Below are 18,628 nucleotides of genomic sequence, written 5' to 3' on the forward strand. Positions count from 1 at the left end.
GGGCGCGGCACCGTCGGGCGCGGCACCGTCGGGCGCGGCACCGTCGGGCGCGGCACCGTCGGGCGCGGCACCGTCGGGCGCGATGCCGAGCAGGTCCCGCAACACCTCCTCGGTGTGCTCGCCGAGGTCGGGGCCCACATCGCGAATGGGCAGGGACCGCCCACCGAGTACGGGGACGATGCCCGGGAAGCCGACGGATACCGGTGCGGGGCCTCCGGTATCGACGTCGAAGTGTTGGATCATATTGCGCGCCCTGTACTGTTCGTCCGCGCAGATGTCGGCTGCCGTGTAGATCGGTCCGGACGGCACTCCGGCCCGCTCGAGGATCCGGAGTGCGTCGTCGCCGGTGTGGCGGACCGTCCACTCGGCGATGGCGGCGTCGAGTTCCTCGCGGCGTTCCCAGCGGCCGGCATTCGTCTGCAGCCCAGGGTCTTCCGCGAGGTCGGGCCGATCGATGGTGCGCATGTATCGGCCGTAGATCGCGTCGCCGTTGCCGCCGATGATGATGCTGCGGCCGTCGGAGCAGGGGTACGCGTTCGACGGTGCGATACCCTCCATCCGCCCGCCGACGCGTTCGCGCTGGACCCCGTAGGCGAGATAGTCGGGGACCAGGGACTCCATGACGGACAGGATCGACTCGTTGAGCGCGACGTCGATGATCCGCTGCTGCAGCTCCACCACTCCGGAGCCCTTGTTGCGGTGGGACTCCCGCTGGAACAGCGACATGACTGTGCCGAACGCGGCGTAGATCCCGGCGATCGAGTCGCCGATCGAGACCCCGACCCGTACCGGCGGCCGGTCGGGGTCCCCCACCAGTTCGCGCAGCCCGCCGACAGCCTCCGCCACGCGGCGAATCCAGGGCGCTCTGCCAGTGGGCCGGTCTGGCCGAACGCCGAGATCCGCGTGACGACGAGGCCGGCGTTCGCGCGGTCCAGCACTTCCGGCCCGAGCCCCCACCTCTCGAGCGTGCCGGGTCGGAAGTTCTCCAGCAGCACGTCGCAGTGCCGGACGAGCTCGAGCACGAGCTCGCGGCCCCGCTCGGTGCGGAGGTCCAGGACTATCGACTTCTTGTTGCGGTTGATCGTCCGGTACAGCATCGACGTGTCACCGGCGTAGAGACGCCAGTTGCGCAGTTCGTCGCCGGTCACCGGCCGCTCGACCTTGATCACCTCGGCCCCGAAGTCGGCGAGCAACCTGCCCGCAGTCGGTGCCGCGATGTAGTTCCCCAGTTCGAGCACCCGCACCCCGTCGAGTGGGCGGACATCCGTGGTGGCCATTGCACTCCTGCCGTCGCTGTTCCGCTCTCGGTGATAGCAGACGACGGCGTGCTGCGGGTGAGGTCAGCCCTCTACCGCCGCCGACGGATAACTGTAGAAGCCTTCGCCGGACTTGCGCCCCAGCTTTCCGGCGTCGACGTATTCGTGCAGCAGCCGCCTCGGCCCCTCGGGCAGGTGGGGGTTCTCTGCGGCGTAGTGGTCCTCGATGTCGAGCACCACGTCCAGCCCCACCGAGTCCATCATCTGGAACGGTCCCGAAGGCATGTGCCAATTGAGCCGGAACATGGCGTCCACATCCTCGGGGCGAGCGACACCGTCGGCCACGACGGCGAGCGACTCTCGTTTGATCGCCGCCCACACTCGGTTGAAGATGAAGCCGGTGCTCTCCTTGCGGGCCTCGAACGGGTACACGCCGAACTCGGGAAGAATGGCGAGCAGCGAGTCCAGGACGTCGCGGGAGGTCTGCCCGTCGGACATCAGATCGACGGCGTTGGCCGCCGGCGGCATGTAGAAGTGCATGTTGCAGAAGCGGGACTTGTCCCGGATGTTCTCGTCCATCAGGCGTGAGGCGTACGACGACGAGTTGGTGGCGAAGACGGTGTCCGCGGGTGCAGCCCTGTCGATCTCGCCCCACAGGGGGATCTTGATGTCGAGCCGCTCGGGGACCGCCTCGATGGCGAGCCACGCGTCCGCGAGCGCGTCGCCGACGCTGTCGTGGGCGACCGCGCGGCCGGCCTCGCCGGAACCTCGCTGGGCGAGCACCTCTGGCAGGGTCGCGGCGACGTAGTCGACGGCGGCCTGGGCCTGTGCGACGACCGGGTCGTAGATGCGGACCTCGCCACCGCGGGTGGCGAACATCAGCGCGATACGCCGCCCCAGGGTGCCGGCACCGAAGACGGTGACGGGGCGGGTGCGGATCTCATCGTAGGTGTGCGCGAAGCTCATGGCGCGGTTCCTTTCCGAAAGGGGTTGGGGCCGTTTGTTGCTCAGACGGGTCGGCGCTCAGACGGGTCGGTGCTCAGGCGGGACGTCGGCTCCCCGTGAGGCCGATCGCCTCGCGGAAGTCGCGGGCGAGGATCTCCGGCGACGAGCCGAGCGCAGCGGCCGGCGGCAGCGGCGCACGGTTGAGCGTATTGCCGTCGGGCGGGGCTCCACGGTCGTCGGCGTACACCTGCTCGACGCCGCCCTCGGTCACGTCGATCCGGTAGATGGTGTGCGTGACTATCCCGAGCGCCGGCAGATGTCGGTACATTCAGGTCCTTCCCGGCGGTACCCGGCCGGCGCTGCGCCGTCCTGGCGCCTCCTGTCTACCCTGTCCGAGGCACGGCACACGGTCGAGACCCGAACTCGTACAGAAAGTCCGAATCGATCCGGCATCGACGACGTCGCGCACCGACCGAGATCAGGCCCCGTCACCATCCGCCGGCAACAGGTATTCGGCGCCGCAGGACTCGGCGAGGTCCGGCCCGAACAGGGCGGCGGGCGTGAACGCACCGGGGCGGCCCGAGCCGCCCACGAGCCTGCGGGCGATCTCTGCCGGCACGGCACCGGTGAAGGCCTGCGCGTCGCCGAGCCGCAGCCAACCCTCGCTGCTCGTGCCGTCGGACCAGGTCACACGCGCGTGCCCGTAGGAGTGCTCGCGCGGTCGTGGGCGAGCGGCGATCTCGACCCGCGCCAGACGCCTCAGGGCGAAGTCCCGCACGGCTGCGACCTGGAGCAGCGGTGTCACGAGGGGCAGCAGGACCCGCATCGCGGTGGAGTGCGGTGTCTCGCTGGATGCAGCCAGGACCGACGGTGCCCGGGATGCCCGCTGCGCCGCCATGAGCTCACCGAGCGGGGCGCCGGCGGTGGTCACGCGGGCACCGTCGGGCAGGGTCAGCTGCACGGCGTCACCGCCGATGGGCGCGGCGACGAGACGCCCGTCGCGGTAGCGGCGACCCTGGAAGCGGCCACCACCGTCGACGCCGGGGATCCCACCGACCAGTGTCCCCGCCAGCGCCTCACCCATGGGTCCACCGTCGACTGCGAGTGAGGGGATCATGTCCACCCGAACGTCGCGGGGTGTCGGTCGCCCCGCGCACAGCTTCACCACCACGCTCTCGGTGGCGGTGACCCCGAAGCCCGCGCCGGTCACCAAGGTGGCGCCGGCGGCCGCGGCCGCATCGCCGAGCGCGAGGGTCTCCCCGACGGCGGCGAGATCGTTGGCCAGATCGATGTAATGCGTGGCGTGCTCGATACAGGCGCGCGCGACGGCCGGCGCCGAGGCGGTGAACGGGCCGATCGTGTTGATCACCACGGCCGGTGTCCGATTCGCGATCTCCGCCGCGATCGCGTCGACGGACCCGGCGACCAGGGTGTCCGCACCGAGCGCTGCGGCCGCCACCGTCAGCCGGGCGCGGTCGCGTCCGACCAGGACGGGCTCGCAGCCCCGTTCCACCAGCTCGGACGCGATCGAGTGGCCCGCACGCCCCGTCCCACCCAGAATCCAGACCGCCTCACGCATGACCTGCTCCACTCCATTGACGACACGACATGTCATCAACCTACGCTGAATGACACGACATGTCATCGGTTAGGGTGGAAACGTGGGCAGATGGCAACCGGACGCGCGCGAGCGCCTGGAGCAGGCCGCGCTCGATCTGTTCGTCGAGCAGGGATTCGCGGAGACGACGGTGCCGCAGATCACGGCCCGCGCGGGCCTGACGACGCGCACGTTCTACCGCCACTTCGCGGACAAGCGTGAGGTGCTGTTCGGCGACGAGGAGATACCCGTCGCTGCTGCCCGGATGATCACCGAGGCCCCCACAGACCTGCCCCCGATGACGCTGCTGACCGGCGCGCTCGAAGCATTCGCGCACACCCGTTTCGAGCACCGGCGCGCCGACCTGCGCCGCCGCCGCGACATCATCCGTTCCGACGAGGGCCTGACCGAACGCGAACTCCGCAAGCGCGCGATGCTGAGCGAGGCGGCACGCGCCGCGCTCAGCGAACGCGGGCTCGACCCGACGGTGGCGGCACTACTGGCCGAGATGTGCGTCGCGGTGATGTACGTGTCGGTTCAGGCCTGGCTCGACGGTGACGACGATCGGCCCCTCGTCGAGATCCTACGGTCGGCCCTCACCGCGCTCCGACGCGAATTCGTATCGGCACCATGCTGATTCGATTCTTCGTGGGGCCACGTTACCGCGACCTATCGCTGAGGTGAGTCCTTGATGACTGGTCATGGGCTGAGGCTGGACGGCCGAGTAGCGAAGACCGCTGTGCGGCGCGATCGCGGTGGAGGTGCCGGCAATCGACGTCGTGACGCGGCTGCACCTGTCATCGTCGCTATGCTCATGCGCGGGTGGCAGCGAATGAGGGGACACAACCGATGACAGTGATCGCCTCGCGCACGGCGAACGCGTTGATCGAGGACGTCCACGTCGGCTTCGCAATGAACGCAGTCGGCGGACCTGTCCGCGACGATGACAAACATCGCAACGGCGGCCTGTGGGTCGGTAGCCGCGTCACCATCACCACCACCGACGTTCAGTTCCGCCCCAATGCCGTCAACCGCTCGATCCAGTCGGGACAGCTGGACATCACCGTCGACTTACGCTCGATCGATTCGGTCGATCTGCTGTCCGGTGTGCTCACCAGGATCGTCGCTGTGCGCACCGGTGACCTGGTGCTCAAGGTCCGCTGCTTCGGCGCAGCCAAGCTCGCCGAGCAGATCCGCACCGCGGTGTCCGCCGCACGCTCTGCTCCGCAGACATGATGTGGACAGGCCGCGGCGACGGCTGTGGGTGTAGGGGCCCGAGCGCCTAAGCGTGCGGTGGTCTGCTCACTCGGGGTGAGCAACGAGGTACCCGTCTCCGCCTGCTCGCTTCACCTCGTACATGGCGGCGTCGGCCGAGTCGACCACCTCGGCGATCCGACGGTCACCGTCGACGACCGCGCGATACGCCACGCCGATGCTCACCGTGAAGGTCGCATCGTCATACCGCAGGTGCTGGGCACACAGCTGCGCGAATGATTCGACCTCGTCCGGTGACGCCAGGTCGGCCGCGAGGACGAACTCGTCCCCGCCAGGGCGGGCCACGAGCGCCGCACGTGGCACAGCCTTCAACCGCGCGGCCGTCTGCTGCAGGACGGCGTCTCCGTAGGAATGGCCACGGGAGTCGTTGATCTCCTTGAACCTGTCGATGTCCACGGCCACGAACACGACGACCCCGTTCGGCTGGCACCGCCGAGCGAAGCGGGGAGCGAGCGTCTCCCAACCGCGGCGATTGAGTGCGCCGGTGAGCGGATCGCGGATCGACTCCTCGGTGAGCACGATCGTCTCCGATCTGGCCACGTCGACCACGAACTGCAGCCCCGCGGGCACGGCTGCGACAACCAGGACGTCGACCACGATGAACGGGGCCAGCGCCCACAGCGCCCGGTGATCGACGACGTGAGCCCAGGCGGTGAGGCCCGCGACGACGCCCAGGCTGAAGATCACGTGCAGCAGCATGATCCGCCACCCGAAGGCGAAGCAGATGAACAGGCCGATGAACGACAGGACGCAGGCGAACGCGATCCGCCCTTCGGGGGACGACATGCTCCCCACATCGAGCGGTACCAGCAGATCGACGCCTGCGACGAAGATCAGGACGCGCCGCATGGACGGGAACGGGGCGAACCGCCACCAGAAGCCCGCCGCGGCCATCACCAACGAGATGGCGACGTTCAGTCCCCGTTGCACGATTCCGTGGGGGCCGAGTGGATCGAGCTGAGCGCAGATGTTGATGATGCCGAGGGTGAGCACGCCGGCGCCGAACAGCCGAGTGAAGTAGCGGGCGATGCCGGGCTCGCGGTGGATCAGCTCGATGAACAACCGATATTCCCTGACACCGGCGACACGCCACCGGCGGGTGTCGGCAAGGGCTCGCGCCGCCTGCAGGCCGTAGGCGGGGAGCCGCTCGTATCCGAGCAGCTTCAGAACGCCCATCGACGTGCCTCGCCTGCAGCACCGTGCGGCCTCTTACGCGCAACAACGAACGAGGTGGCGAAGGCGAACTTCTGCACATTCACGCGGGGGCACGCTATCACCGTCGGGCCTCGGCTTGCACGGGCCGACTCGATCGACTGGCGCGGACCACAACGCGACCTCGCGGAGCGCGACGATGCAGCGCCGCTCGTCAGCGCCGCACGACCCGATAGGCACGCGTCACATAGGGCAGATCGATGGTCTCGTCCGAGTCGAGCCCCAGGTCGTCGAGCAACTCGTCCAGCGCGCCGTCAATGCCGGCGCACTGCTCGGGCGTGGCCGTGATGTAGAAGCTTCGCGAACGCACCATGTCCCCGACTTCGGACCGGGTCAGCTGACGGGTCCAGTGCCACACCCGTTCCTCGGATTCACCGAACGGAGCCCGGACGGGCGGGGTTCCAGCGGCAAGCATCTCCTGCGCCTTGCCCTCAGGCATGATCGCGTCCAATCGGCGGGCCCAGGCGTCCGAGTCGTCTCGCAGATTCCAGATCAAACCCAGGACGCCACCGTCGCGGAGCACCCGACCGATCTCGCGCGATCCCGTCACCGGGTCGACCCAGTGCCAAGCCTGGCCGAGGACGACGGCGTCGAACTCGGCGTCCTGGAATGGGAGTGACTCGGCGGTGCCGATGAACGTCGGTACATCACGAACCGCATCGCGCAGAGCCGCCAGCATGTACGCGTCGGGATCGACAGCAACGACATCACCACCGACCGCCGACACCACACGTGTCAGTTTGCCTGTGCCCGCGCCCACGTCCGCGACGCGCACACGTCGTCCCGCACCGCCCGACACCGGCTCGAGCATCCACTGGACTGCTTCCGCGGGGTACTCGGGTCGCCCCGCCTCGTACACGCCGGCAACGGCTCCGAATGAGACCGCGCCTTCATCGCTACCAGCCACGCACCCCAATCTACGACCGGGAGCGGCGTGACCTCAACGATCGCTAGACTCGCCGCCGGTATGCCCACCGGCTATCCGACCACCCGTACCGGCGGACTCTCGTCAACGGATCGGAATCGGCACTTTCGTCAGTCGTGACCACCACGCCGCGAACCCATGCTGACGCGCTTCCGTTGCAGCGGGTGCACCGGTGGCGGCGGTGACCGACTGCAGCGCCCTCGCCACCGACGTCACCGCGGCGGCGGACCGCGGGGGCACCGCCGGTGGAATCTCGTCTGGCGCGGCGGAGTCCACGCCGAGACGAGTCGCCGTGTCGCGTGCAGAACCCGAGGGCGGCCCGAGCGAGGACAGCACGTCGGACTGCAGCCTCATCCACTCGCGCGAGACCGTCGTTCCCGCGCGAGCGATCCCCGTCGGCGCGCCCGTCACCCACGGGCCGTAGTTGGTCGCCTCGGTCCGAAGCAGATCGCGGGCCTGAGTGAACTGGCTCGCGGAGTAGGCGGGGTCGGTGGCCGACTTCATGACGTCCGACCACAGACGCTGCTGACCCGCGGTGGTCCAGACCGACAAAGCGTCGACGTTCCCGTCGGGAAAGGTGGGGTCGGGGTGGCCCGGTCGATCGGTCGGGGTGAACTCCTGGCCTAAATCCAGGAAGGTGTACCACTCGCCGAACAACGGTACGCGGCTGAGGGAGTCCGGTGCACCGGGGACCTCGGCCTGACACGGCAGGCAGTAGGTACCCGGCACGAACGGGTTCAGCGCGTCGGACAACGCCTGGTCGAGTCGACGGTGGGCGAAGGCGGAGTCCGACCGGCTCGGCACGCTCTCGACGCCGGACGGCGGCCCGGTCAGAGCGTCCCAGAGGGCCTGCACCACCGCGAACGGATCGAATCTGCCGATGGTGTTGGACCAGGGGATATAGACACTGGAGTCGATGGTGTTCACCACCCTCCCGAACCGATACCCCGACAGGAGGGTCCACGGTGCCACCGTGAAGTACGGCGTCCAGTACGTCGAGCTGTTGCACGGCCCGGGAATACCTGTGCAGCCCGGGGTCATCGGGAATTCGGCTTCTCCGAGCAGGGACAGCTGATCGGCGATCGCCTCCGCCACACCCGGCATGGGGATCAGCATGTGGGTCAACCCGTGGACCTTCGCCAGGTCGCCCTGGTCGAAGCCGATGACGTTGCCGGGCTGGTACTGCCACCAGTTGCCGGACACGTTCAAGCCCTCCGTCATGTCATCGACGCCCGCGAGTCGGTTCGCGGGGAGGTCGCCGATGATGTCGGCGAGATTCTCGGGGATATTGGCGATCGAATTCACCACCAGATGGAGCCCGATCGCATCGGTCGGCGACATCGGTACCGTAGTCTGTGCCGCGATCAGACCGACGGCGATCGCAGCACCGGCCAGTCCCGATGCGACCGGCAAGAAGCGGCGCATGGACATCGCACCTCCCCTGGTCAGAGGGTCCGCCATCGGCTGCGGAGCCTGCGTCGTGATCGTAGGTCAATCGGGCGACGGAGGGGACGTGCCCCAGCTGGATCACAGCCGGTTGACACCGTCTCGGCCACGGCCCGATCGGCGTGCAGGGCGAGTTACACGGGCGCGACCTGCTGCTCGGCGAGGACGCCCCCGACACCGAAGCCGAAGCCGACACCGAAGCCGAAGCCGCCTATCGGAACCTGCTGTTCGCGATCAAGACCGAGATCCCCGGCTTGTAAGGCGCGCAACCCGACCAGGTGTAACAGCCTGCGACCCGGTCGAGCGCGCGGTTCGTGCCTGTCCGGTCGCCCGGTCACCGGTCCTCCGCACCGCCCCCGCCGACCGCGGCGCGATTGCGGTGCCACGTCACCGCGGTATCCGACACGTCGCGACCGATACGATCGGCGCACTTCTGAAGGAGAACAGCGTGCCCATCACCATCGCCGATCTCGCCGGGGTCGCGTACTCCTCCGGCAAGGTGTTCGACGGCCTCTCCACCGGCCGACTCGACACCGAGAACTTCCTCCGCTACGGCAGCCTGGACGGCGTCACGTCACGCCAGGACCTCGCGCTTCTGCAGGACCTGCGCGACGCCGCGCAGTACGTCATCGACCACGCGACCGATGCGGTCGACGCCGCGTTCGTCAGCGACATCAACGCCACGCTCACCCGAAGCGGTTCACTGCACCCGGGCCGACTCAGGACACCGGAACCACCCATCGGCGTCAACACCCCATACGGACGCCACGAGCCCGAGGCCCTCACCGAGTCCGGACTGCAGGACATCATCGACGCCGCACTGGCCGGCAGCGATGCACGCGAGAACGCGCTCGACCTGTTCGTCGAGCTGGCGAAGGCACAGCCGTTCGGCGACGGTAACAAACGCACAGCGATCTTCGCCGCGAACGCCGTACTCATCGGCTCCGGCGCCGGGTTGGTACTCACCGTCCCGGTCGATCCGGACGACCCCGGCGTCGCGAGCCGGTTCAACGACCTACTGGCCCGCGCCTACCGCTTCGGTGAGCACGACGGCGTCAAGGACATGTTGCGCAGCATGGGACTCACCCCGCTCGGGTGATCTCTGCCAACGCCATCCCCAGCGGATCCACCGCTGCGGCAGCGAAATCCCCACCCTCATCCATGGGGCCCAGTGCACATCGACGAGTCGTCTGCGAGATGTTCGCACCCACAGTGCGCCGCGCCCACCGATCCCGTCAGCACCACCTCTCCGCCGTGCGCATCGGACGCCGCGGCCGCCGCGGTCACCAGCTCGCGACGCCGTTCCGCCCACTCCGCCAAGGGAACTCGCTCCTCGCGCGGCGTCGGATCGTCCTGCGCCAGGATCACGGCCGGCACCTCCGCCGGCTGGGCGTCCCGCACCGGGCGTAGCGCCTGCTACACGACGTGCTGCAGCCGAAGAGATGCTGTCGGACTCGTATGCGCGGGAGATGTTGCAGCGCGAACGAGACGGGCTCCGCAGCGGCAACACAAGCTGCGGCGCGTCAGCCTCGAGGCCGCAGCGTCGGCCGGCGACTCCCGCGGCGCGTGCGCGTACGCTGCTCCAGGCGGACCCGCCGCAGGTGCGGCGGGAGGTCTAGCGTGCGTGTGCTGCCGCGCCTCTTCGCGTCGCCCTGGTCGATGATCCCCTCGCGCGTGGCCACGCGAACCGCGCGCACCGTCAGAGTCGCTGCCGCACCGGCGAGGTCGACGGCGCTCCACCGCAGCCCGGGCGAGCTCACCGCGGCGGAAGCCGAGAAGTGCGAGGTGCACGAACAGTTCGCGGAGCTTCCCGTGCTCGACGTTGCGACGGGGTTGCGGCTCGGCGCCGACCGCCCAGGTGTGCACGGCGTCGGCGTCGGCGTCGGCGTCGGCGTCGACAAGCTGCTGCACCTCGACCTCGCTCAGCAAGTCGTCGAGCTTCACGTCGAGGGCGTCCGACGGCTTCCGAAGCAGCTCCACCAGCATCACGACGTTGCGAGGCAGAATCCCCTGTGCGTGCAGGTCCTTCCACACACTCCGTCACCGCGCCGATATCGAATTCATAGAGGTGTGCGCCCGGCCCCACGAGGCCCCGTCACGTCGCACAGTTCTACGACGAGCTTCTCGATGTCCGTCTTACTCATCTTCTGCACGAGCCGGGCGCCGTACCGCTCGGTCATGGGGTCGAGCGCGAACTCGTAGGCGGCCCGCGTGGCGGGCTTGAGCCGCCTCCCTGCGAGCCGCTGCTGACAGTCCTCGCGGACCGTCGACTCGGACGGCGCGGTGAACGTCCCGGCGGCGCGGTCGGACGTCTGCTTGGTGTGCGCGGCGATAGCCCGGTTGGGGATTTTCATGGCGGTATCTCACCTCGGATAGAGGGGTGAGCCAAGCCGCGGTGCATGACACGCCGCACGGTTACGCCCGGCGCATGTGTCGCCTTGCGTCATGAGGCGGGTTCCGGGGCCATGCGAAGCGCCTCGAAACCCCCTCTGACCTGCGGAAGCGGAGGGATTTGAACCCCCGGTGGTTTCACCCACGCTCGCTTTCAAGCTAGCCGCACCTGGGGATTCTGGCTACACCAGGTCTGTCGAGGACGCAGTGACCTGCTGCGATGTCGACGGCATACACAGGTGCGCAACAGGTATGGGTCAACCGTGGGTCAAGATCCGCGCCGCAGAAAGGTGCCGTGACCTGCCCCGGAGCGGTCGCGCCGCGGAGGATTACTGGCGGGGTTCCGGTGCACCATCCCGCATCATGTCCCTCTCCGAATCCGCCGCCTACATCACCGGCCGCGACGCCGCCCGTGACCTACGCCGCGAGCTTCCCTGCCTATCCCCGGACGACGCCGAAACCCACTGCCCGCGCGGCCTACATCCGGACGACGCCGACGCGTGGATCCGGGGATTCCGCTCCGTCCACCCCGGCCGCCGACCCCGACCGGGTGCCCGCACCGGCGCCGGCGGTGGGCATGGGACAGGCCCCGCACCGGGGAGGTACGGGGCCTGTAGGGCGGTGAGGATCAGCCCTGGGGGACGGGCATGGTCAGAACCGGGTCTCCGGGCTGCAGCCCGGCGCTGGGATGCGGCATCTCCGACGCCGGAATCGGCGCGATGCTGATCCAGCTGTCCGGCATCGTGCACCGGAGGGTCTCCGCCCACTGCGCCTGCGGGATGTCCGTCAGACGCTGCGCCGGCAGCAGCCCGATCCGGTACGGCCCGCCGCCGGCGAATCCGAACACCTGGCCGTCGCTCTGCAGCACCCACGTCATGCACGTGCGGCCCGCACCGTTGTGAGCAAGGAAGATGTACGGCTGGTGGTGCTGGATCGCCCAGCCGAGGTAGGGCTGGTCGGGCGGCGCCGCGGCGAGGAACGCTGCCGGATCCGGCACCGCGTCGTGTTCCCCTGGCGACGTGGACGCGGCCACCGGGGCCGCCGCGGGTGCGGTTGACTGCGGCAGGAACGCCGCGATCGACAGCGCGATCACGGCACCCACACCGGCACTCGCCGCGGCCAACGGAACGGGCCGGCGGACGCACGGCCGGATCTTCTCTCGGATCGACATGATCAGGCCTCCCATCCGGTGCTGAAACCGGCGGGCTCGGCGGCGACCGGGTCGGCGGGCGGCTCGGGGGCGGTGGCGGGCTGCTCCGTGGCCGGCGCGAGGCCGAGCTGCGCCTCCAGGTCACGGACTCCGCGGAGGCGGGAGATCGCGGCCTTGAGCTGCCGGGGCTTCGACGCGGTCGCGGCCTCGCGACCGGCGCGGATCCAGGCGGCCGTGACGAGCTCTCGGGTCGCGTCGAGGACACGGCGACGGGTCGCTCCCGCGTCGACCAGGGCGACCACGACGGCGGCCTCCTCGGTGACGTCGTCAGGCAGCCGGTTCGTCGCCGCAGCGACCGCCAAGATGCGGGCGACGCGCTCGACGCTGATCTTCGGGTTCTGATTCATGTTCTTGCTCCTGATGTGAGTCGTCCGGGTCGACGGGGCGTCGGTCCGGGGCACTCCTCTAACAGGTCGGTGGTCGGAGCAGCGTGCGCGGCGCGAGTACGGGGCGCGGTGGACCCCGGGGTGCCTGTAGCGCGGCCTGTGGCACCGGCTGTGGCGGCCCGTGTAGCGCTCGCTGTAGCGCCGCTTGTAGCGGGCGCTGTGGGATGCACCCCTGTTGAATACACAGGTGTTGGATAGGGTTTCCGCTGTTCAGGGGTTTTTCAAGCCCCTCTGCAGGGGCCTCCACGGACCGATCCGCGGCGGGGCCTGTAGCGGCTGTAGCGGGGGTTTGTAGCGCGGGGTAGGTCATCGGTCGCTCACCTGCATCCGCCCGTCGGACCTGCGCGTGAGGTCGCGGCCTAGGTAGTCGGCGGCGGTGCCGCTCAGCCTGCGGCTCATGGTGGCCGGCGCGTAGCCCGCGCGGCGGGCCAGGCTGGTCACCGAGAACTGCCCGGACTGGGCCAACCAACCGAGCAGCAGATGCTCGGCGTGGGTCACCTCGGCCTGGGCACGGCGGAGTTCGCCCAGCGCATCAGCGACCTGGAGCGGATGCACGGCATGGCCGTTCTGCATCAGCAGATAAAGGTCGGACAGCGGCACCTGCGCCGCATGCACCGCCTGCAGCAGCCGGAGCACGGCGGCCGGCAGTTCTGCCCGCGCGGTCCGGCGCGAGATCTCGGTGGGCGCCTTCCGACGTCCCATCACCCTCTCCTGTACCGTGCACCGTGCCCGTGCACACCCTGTGTCCCGTGCACATCTGGCGCTGTGCACGGTGCACGCCTGACGAGCCGGTTCCACTGCCCGGTGCACAACTCGCGGCGCCGCGCCGGATCAAACGCGCTGGTCAGGGCGCCGGACCCCCGTTCTCGCCGCGTCCGGTTCGGTCGGCCGACGAGGCCGGGTGCGGGCACGCCGGTCACGGGGTCGCCGCCGACGTGTCCACGACCCACTCGTCGCCGACGCGTACGAGGTCCAGGCCTCGCAGGCTCGCGGCCGGACTCGCGGCGAGTCGGGTCGCCAGAGTTTCGGGTCGCTGGCCGGTCGCGCGCGCCGTGGTGCTCACCGCTGCCCCGCCGAGCACCGCCAAGCCGAGAAGATCGTCTGTGTACGCGTTGATCTGGTCCTGCGCCCGCTTCCACGCGGCGACGGCGGCCACCACCGTGGCCGGGTCGCCGGACTCAGCCACGGCGATCCGATTGAGGGCCTCGGTCGCGGTGGCGATGGTGCGCATGAGGGCACGGGCGCTGCCCGGAATGAGCTCGCGACTCGCGAGCACGTTCGTGTAGGTCGGTCGGTGTCGGAAGCTCATGTGGGGCCTCACTTCTGGTCGTAGGAGTTGCGGTGCTCGTGCTCGTCGCGAAGCCGACGGGTTCCCGGCGCGTACCGCTTGCTGGTGGGGTCGTAGACCTCGACGCCGGGGTCCGGCTCGCCGTCGGGACCGTCGAGGTACACCACGGGGAGGTCGTCGGAGGAAGGCTCGCTGGTGGGCGTCCAGTCCATCCAGCTGCCGTCCCCGCCGTCATGCCCCGGGAGCGGGAACTCCCAAGCGAACCGGCGCAGGCGCGGGGTCTCGGCGAGCGCCCTGGCGAAGGCGTCGGCGTGCTCCCCGTCGTTGAAGAACCCCTGGAAGAGCTGGATCTCTCCGGTCTCGGCGTCAGCCACGATCCCGCGGCCCTTCATGCTCTTGGTGAGCTGCGCGCCGAGCACCTTCACCCGGTCCCGCGGCTCGCCCGCGGCGAACAGGCTCTGCCGGTTGATCTCGCTCGGCGGGCCGAGGATGACCAGGGTCTGTGTGTTGCTCTTCCAGCGGCCGGCGAACGCCGAGGCGTAGGCGTACTGCCCGGCGGTGAGGATGAAGCACTTCTGCTCCCGGGCCTGGCTCGCGATCCAGCTGAGGTTCGCGACGGTGGTCTCCGCCGCCTTCCGCGCGTCCTTGTCGGTGCCGGAGATCTGGTCATCGATCCACGCCGGAGCCTCGTCGAACACCAGCAGCAGCGGAACGGGGCGGTACTCGATGCCGTCCCGCATCAGCGCGGCGGCGAGCGCCTTCCGGCGCTCGAATTCATCGCGCACGTACCGCACCGCGCGGTGCAGAGTCGCCTCGCTGCCGGCGCTGTAGTGGACCACGCCGGGCAGGTTCAGCATCGCGATGCGCCGTAAGTCCTTGCCGTTCTTCGCGTCGACCAGCAGCACCTCCGCGCCCTGCAGAACGGCCGCCTGCACGAGTTGCGTCAGGAGCACGGTCTTGCCCATGCCAGTGCCGCCGAAGATGCCCATGTGCGGCGCCACCGCCTGCGAAATGAGGATCGGGCTCCCGTCCGCCCGAACTCCCAACGGGATCACGAAATCCCCCGCGGCGGCGTGTCGCTCCGCCTGAGTCCTGGGCCTGGTGAACAGGGCCGGCAACAGCGGGTTCCGCTTCGGGAAGTCTCGGGTGATCTCGCGGCTGTTCAGCCGGATCAGCGGTCTCATTCCCACCGAGTCGACCACGAGACTCGGCAGGTTCAGCGCCTGTCGTAGTGCAGGTTCCGCCGCCCGCACCTGCCCGAGCAGCATGCCGGGGCAGAGGTCGAGCGTCACGGTCCCGCCGCGGCTGTCCTCGCCCCACTCGCGCACCCTCGGATACCGGCGCGCACCGTCACTCTTCCTCGTCTGGCGGAGCCGAACGAGGTCGAAAGCCTTGTCCCGATAGGCCGCATCCTCGTAGAACTTCTGCGCCCTCGGACCCGCTGCGCGCCATGCCACACCGGGCCCGGCAACACCCCGGCGGATCAGCAGAATATGCCCATCCGCTGGCCTCACGTGCGCCTCGAACTGCCCCAGGTTTCCCTGGGCGTAGAGGTATTCCGCGAGGTAGGCGCCATGCCGGTGCGCGTTCACGCCGGGCTTCACAGGCACATCCGCGACGACAGCGTCGCGCACGATCTGCACCGTGCTCCCCACGTTGTTCCGCAGCGCACTCCGCACACCCGCCGCGATCCTCTCGGCGCCGGTCAGCTCGGTCGTCCGCCCCGCCGTCGCGGGCAGTGGACGGGCCGCCTCGATGGCAGGAAGCATGGCCACATACTCGGCGGCGGCGTGCTGCAGCGCCCGCTCCTGCGCCTCGGCCTGGGCGGCCTGCTCGGCGGCGAAGTCCGGCTCGGGATCGGGTGCGGCAGCGGAGGTCTCGGCGGGCGGCTCGGCGGGGGCGGGAGCGTCGACGTAGGACGCGAAGGGATTGACGTAGTCGGCCATCTCAGGTCCACTCCTCCGCGGGGTTGGTGCGGGTCTCGGTCGGCGGCTTGGTGTTCGTGACGGCGACCTCGATGAGACCGCTTGACACGTCGCGGGTGACGGTCGCGGACCGGCAGCGCCACGCACGCAGGAGGCTCGGGAGGGCGCGCTGCACGGTCGCCTCGTCGAGCGTCGCGTGGTCGATCTGCAACCGGAGAACCGCGTCGCCCAGACCGTGCCCGGCGACGTTGTAGCGGAGTCCGGCGAGCGTCACCCAAGGCTCCCAGTCCTGCGTGTCGCCGTTCCGCGTCCAGGTGCCCCAACGGAGCTGGCGGGCAACGCCGTCGAGCGCCGTCGCGGCCGGTCCCGTACCCCCGGCCGCGTCCGTCAACGCCGCGAGCGCGCTGCCCGTCGGGGGTGCCCAGCCGTTCGTTTGCGCGTGTCCGACACCCCGCGCGTGCGCCTGCGCAAGGGTGATCTGCGGCTCGGGCGGGAGCTGCACCTGCACCGGTTCCGCGCTCAAGCCCAGACCCAGATCGTCGTGCGGCGCCTGGCTGTTCGCGGCCTGTTGCGCGGCGGCGGCACGGGCCGCGTCGCACGCCGCGGCCCACTCTCCCTGGATCAGGTCGAGGCCCGTGCTCGCGTGGGTGAGGTAGGTGCTGCGGCGTCCGGCCGCGACCCAGCAGGGCACCGCGACGAGCAGACCAAGGGCGGCGAAACCCAGTCCCTCCAAGCCGAACCCGCCAGCAGGGAGAGCACCCACGAGCGTGCTCCAGCCGGTGATCCGCTTGCGCGCACGCGCAACCTCCGCGCGCACCGTGCTCAGCGTGAACCCGCGTCGGTTCGTCGGCGTGGGCAACGCGTTCCAGCCCCAGATCAGGAGGCCCGCACCGACCGCCAGGGCGGGCCAGAAGTGCAGGCGCGGAAGACGGTGCAGCACCGACGCCGGGCCAGTCCCGGTCGGCGCCGACGGTGCCGTCGTCGTGGTGGGTTCTGTGGCGGTGGGGTGCAGCAGGGCGCAGAGCGCAGGATCGCCCGGCAGGCAAGTCGACGGCGTTGTGACGGTCGGCGTGTCACCGGCGTGCAAGCACGCCGAGAAGGCCTCCGTGGACATCGTCGGATCGCAGGTCGGGGGCGGATCTGCGTGCGCCGGCCCCGCGCATCCCCCGACCACGAGCACGCCCGCGACCGCCACGGCAGTTCCGAACCGTCGGGCCGCGAGTGCAATCCGCGAATCATCCCCGGTTTCGTCACCGCGGGTGGAGGTGGTCCTGATCGCCATGCCGACAGCGTGCACCGACCACGTGTCCGGTACAAGAGTCGGAAACTGCTGCGCCCCAACATGTCTGGACCTGCAGTCCCACCCGGTCCCGCGCCGTCCCGCCCCGTCCGGCGGCGGTGTGAGGAGGATCACACAGGCGCAGGTGTGCGCCGGACAGGGGTGTAGGTGTCGTCGGGCGGGGTTGTCGGAGGCGTACTCGAGACTTAGAGGTACAGGAATCCCAACCCGATGGAGGACATAGTGATTCAGATCAGGGGGTACGACGGACCGTGCGTCGAATGCGGCCGCGGGGGTGGTATGGGGCCGGCGCCCGAGGTGGTCCCGTCGGCACCGGAGCTGCCTCGCGGACGGACCGTGGCAGAGGTCGCGAAGGCTACCGGCCTGAGCACCAAGACCCTGTACCGGATGTGTCGAAACGGCCAGCTGCAGTCGCACAAGTTCGGTGCCCGCACAGTGATCTTCGACGGAGATCTCCAGCGGTACCTGGACGGGCACCGGGGCGGAGGTGCCGCGTGATGCACATCGACACGTGGTCGGACGCCGGCGCAGTGGGCCGCCGATACGGGCGCGCAGGGAAACAGATGGCCGCAGAGACCTGGCCTTCCGACGCGCCGATGATCGTCGTAGCCGGCGCGCTCGCGGAGGCCCGCTACTGGCGTCTTCGGCACCCGGTCGCCGACATGAATCAGGCCGAGTACCTCGGCTGGATCGCAGGCCGGCCGGCGCGCCTGCAGGCCCTGCAGCAACTGCACGAGGCTGGCCGTCTCGACGAGGTGCGGGAGTGGGTCGTCGAGGTGTGGCAGGACCTCGACGTGCTGGTCGGAGGCGACCGGGCTGGGAGGGCAGCATGAACTTCACCGTCGACGAGGTCGAGGCGCACGCGCTCGCAGCGCAGGAACTGGCCCTGACCTGCAGCGACAGCACCACGGCGCTGGCGGCCTACGCGGGCGCGATCGCGGCGGCGGGAGTCACGCGGGCGCTCACCGGCGCGCGCCTGGCCGACGCGCTCGTGCACACGGTGCTCGGTAGCCCGTTGTACACCGCGGCGCACCGCGAGCTGGACCTCGACGAGCGCCGCGCGGTCGGCCGCTGGGTCCGCGTCGAGTGGCCGGGAATCACGATGGCAGCAGCGGGGATCCAAGCCGCGGCGGAGATCCTGGACGAGCCAGTGACGGCGGCGGATCGGGTCGCGGCGGCGCACCGGGCGGCCGCGCGGGAGATCGCGGCGGAGCACGGGCGCGGGGCGGCCGGTGTCGTGGTCTGCGGGACCGCGGCGGAGACGCGGTGGTGGGCCACGGAGGAGGGTGCGGATCCGCTCGATGTCTACCCCACGCTGCTGCTCACGGACCCGCTCGCCGCGCTGGCGGCGGATGAGCTCGGCGTCGTCGCGGCGGTCGGGCTCGCCGCGTGGATCCGAGATGGTTGGAGCTGCGTGATCGCGCGGGCAAGCGAGCTGCTGAACGCGGGGAGCGTCGGATGAGCTGGACCAG

The 18,628-nt window shown here is 69.9% G+C and carries 21 protein-coding genes and 1 pseudogene; 7 read left to right on the forward strand and 15 right to left on the reverse strand.

All coding sequences use genetic code 11. The annotated features are described in order from the left end of the window. The 4 genes and pseudogenes from ABD908_RS21935 to ABD908_RS21950 all read right to left on the reverse strand — a co-directional run. Positions 1 to 1,277 (reverse strand): annotated as a pseudogene (locus tag ABD908_RS21935) (CaiB/BaiF CoA transferase family protein); the annotation flags it as partial. A gap of 63 nt (positions 1,278 to 1,340) precedes the next feature. Next, the gene (locus ABD908_RS21940) at positions 1,341 to 2,222 is read right to left on the reverse strand and encodes a 3-hydroxyacyl-CoA dehydrogenase family protein (RefSeq protein WP_345000010.1); all 882 of its coding nucleotides are present in this window, start codon (positions 2,220 to 2,222) and stop codon (positions 1,341 to 1,343) included. A gap of 73 nt (positions 2,223 to 2,295) precedes the next feature. Beyond that, complete coding sequence (locus ABD908_RS21945; RefSeq protein WP_345000012.1) at positions 2,296 to 2,529, reverse strand: hypothetical protein; 234 nt, start codon at positions 2,527 to 2,529, stop codon at positions 2,296 to 2,298. Positions 2,530 to 2,679: 150 nt separating this feature from the next. After that, entirely contained in the window at positions 2,680 to 3,780 is a 1,101-nt protein-coding gene (locus tag ABD908_RS21950; protein WP_345000013.1) for a saccharopine dehydrogenase NADP-binding domain-containing protein, read from the reverse strand. 82 nt (positions 3,781 to 3,862) lie between these two features. On the opposite strand from ABD908_RS21950, the gene ABD908_RS21955 reads away from it, so the two are divergent. Continuing rightward, the gene (locus ABD908_RS21955; protein WP_345000017.1) at positions 3,863 to 4,435 is read left to right on the forward strand and encodes a TetR/AcrR family transcriptional regulator; all 573 of its coding nucleotides are present in this window, start codon (positions 3,863 to 3,865) and stop codon (positions 4,433 to 4,435) included. A 212-nt stretch (positions 4,436 to 4,647) separates the two neighbouring features. Continuing rightward, positions 4,648 to 5,034 (forward strand): hypothetical protein, encoded by a 387-nt coding sequence (locus ABD908_RS21960; RefSeq protein WP_345000019.1) that lies wholly within the window; start codon positions 4,648 to 4,650, stop codon positions 5,032 to 5,034. A gap of 66 nt (positions 5,035 to 5,100) precedes the next feature. Here the strand turns inward: ABD908_RS21960 and ABD908_RS21965 are convergent, their stop codons facing one another. From ABD908_RS21965 to ABD908_RS21975, 3 genes are all read right to left on the reverse strand, one after another. After that, positions 5,101 to 6,249, reverse strand: coding sequence for a GGDEF domain-containing protein (locus tag ABD908_RS21965; RefSeq protein ID WP_345000021.1), 1,149 nt, complete (start codon positions 6,247 to 6,249; stop codon positions 5,101 to 5,103). 190 nt (positions 6,250 to 6,439) lie between these two features. Continuing rightward, complete coding sequence (locus tag ABD908_RS21970; RefSeq protein ID WP_345000023.1) at positions 6,440 to 7,192, reverse strand: class I SAM-dependent methyltransferase; 753 nt, start codon at positions 7,190 to 7,192, stop codon at positions 6,440 to 6,442. A gap of 102 nt (positions 7,193 to 7,294) precedes the next feature. After that, entirely contained in the window at positions 7,295 to 8,635 is a 1,341-nt protein-coding gene (locus tag ABD908_RS21975; RefSeq protein WP_345000025.1) for a hypothetical protein, read from the reverse strand. Between the two features lie 143 nt (positions 8,636 to 8,778). Between ABD908_RS21975 and ABD908_RS21980 the strand changes: the two genes are divergently transcribed. Further along, on the forward strand, positions 8,779 to 8,916 hold the full coding sequence (locus tag ABD908_RS21980) for a hypothetical protein (RefSeq protein WP_345000028.1): 138 nt from the start codon (positions 8,779 to 8,781) through the stop codon (positions 8,914 to 8,916). A 188-nt stretch (positions 8,917 to 9,104) separates the two neighbouring features. Next, the gene (locus tag ABD908_RS21985) at positions 9,105 to 9,755 is read left to right on the forward strand and encodes a Fic family protein (protein ID WP_345000030.1); all 651 of its coding nucleotides are present in this window, start codon (positions 9,105 to 9,107) and stop codon (positions 9,753 to 9,755) included. A gap of 56 nt (positions 9,756 to 9,811) precedes the next feature. On the opposite strand, the gene ABD908_RS21990 is transcribed toward ABD908_RS21985, so the two are convergent. The 8 genes from ABD908_RS21990 to ABD908_RS22025 form a co-directional block, all read right to left on the reverse strand. Then, complete coding sequence (locus ABD908_RS21990; protein WP_345000032.1) at positions 9,812 to 10,024, reverse strand: hypothetical protein; 213 nt, start codon at positions 10,022 to 10,024, stop codon at positions 9,812 to 9,814. Between the two features lie 692 nt (positions 10,025 to 10,716). After that, the gene (locus tag ABD908_RS21995) at positions 10,717 to 11,010 is read right to left on the reverse strand and encodes a hypothetical protein (protein ID WP_345000034.1); all 294 of its coding nucleotides are present in this window, start codon (positions 11,008 to 11,010) and stop codon (positions 10,717 to 10,719) included. Positions 11,011 to 11,675: 665 nt separating this feature from the next. Beyond that, complete coding sequence (locus ABD908_RS22000; RefSeq protein ID WP_345000036.1) at positions 11,676 to 12,218, reverse strand: hypothetical protein; 543 nt, start codon at positions 12,216 to 12,218, stop codon at positions 11,676 to 11,678. Positions 12,219 to 12,220: 2 nt separating this feature from the next. Then, a complete protein-coding gene (locus ABD908_RS22005; RefSeq protein WP_345000038.1) occupies positions 12,221 to 12,604 on the reverse strand; it encodes a hypothetical protein in 384 nt (127 codons plus the stop codon). A 345-nt stretch (positions 12,605 to 12,949) separates the two neighbouring features. Beyond that, positions 12,950 to 13,345 carry a hypothetical protein gene (locus tag ABD908_RS22010; RefSeq protein WP_345000040.1) on the reverse strand — a complete coding sequence of 132 codons (396 nt, stop codon included), beginning with the start codon at positions 13,343 to 13,345 and terminating at the stop codon, positions 12,950 to 12,952. Positions 13,346 to 13,559: 214 nt separating this feature from the next. Beyond that, complete coding sequence (locus tag ABD908_RS22015; RefSeq protein ID WP_345000042.1) at positions 13,560 to 13,952, reverse strand: hypothetical protein; 393 nt, start codon at positions 13,950 to 13,952, stop codon at positions 13,560 to 13,562. An 8-nt stretch (positions 13,953 to 13,960) separates the two neighbouring features. After that, positions 13,961 to 15,877: an FtsK/SpoIIIE domain-containing protein gene (locus ABD908_RS22020; protein WP_345000044.1), complete on the reverse strand. Its 1,917-nt coding sequence runs from the start codon at positions 15,875 to 15,877 to the stop codon at positions 13,961 to 13,963. Between the two features lies 1 nt (position 15,878). Beyond that, positions 15,879 to 16,970: a hypothetical protein gene (locus tag ABD908_RS22025; RefSeq protein WP_345000046.1), complete on the reverse strand. Its 1,092-nt coding sequence runs from the start codon at positions 16,968 to 16,970 to the stop codon at positions 15,879 to 15,881. 522 nt (positions 16,971 to 17,492) lie between these two features. Between ABD908_RS22025 and ABD908_RS22030 the strand changes: the two genes are divergently transcribed. The 3 genes from ABD908_RS22030 to ABD908_RS22040 are packed head-to-tail and all read left to right on the forward strand — an operon-like array spanning position 17,493 to position 18,618. Continuing rightward, positions 17,493 to 17,654, forward strand: coding sequence for a helix-turn-helix transcriptional regulator (locus ABD908_RS22030; protein ID WP_345000048.1), 162 nt, complete (start codon positions 17,493 to 17,495; stop codon positions 17,652 to 17,654). Further along, on the forward strand, positions 17,654 to 17,989 hold the full coding sequence (locus ABD908_RS22035) for a hypothetical protein (protein ID WP_345000050.1): 336 nt from the start codon (positions 17,654 to 17,656) through the stop codon (positions 17,987 to 17,989). The genes ABD908_RS22030 and ABD908_RS22035 overlap by 1 nt, the downstream gene beginning before the upstream one ends. Then, positions 17,986 to 18,618: a hypothetical protein gene (locus tag ABD908_RS22040; RefSeq protein ID WP_345000052.1), complete on the forward strand. Its 633-nt coding sequence runs from the start codon at positions 17,986 to 17,988 to the stop codon at positions 18,616 to 18,618. The genes ABD908_RS22035 and ABD908_RS22040 overlap by 4 nt, the downstream gene beginning before the upstream one ends. Positions 18,619 to 18,628 lie beyond the last annotated feature (10 nt).

It is taken from the genome of Tsukamurella soli (genome assembly GCF_039541155.1).
In the GTDB taxonomy this organism is placed as follows: Bacteria; Actinomycetota; Actinomycetes; order Mycobacteriales; family Mycobacteriaceae; genus Tsukamurella; species Tsukamurella soli.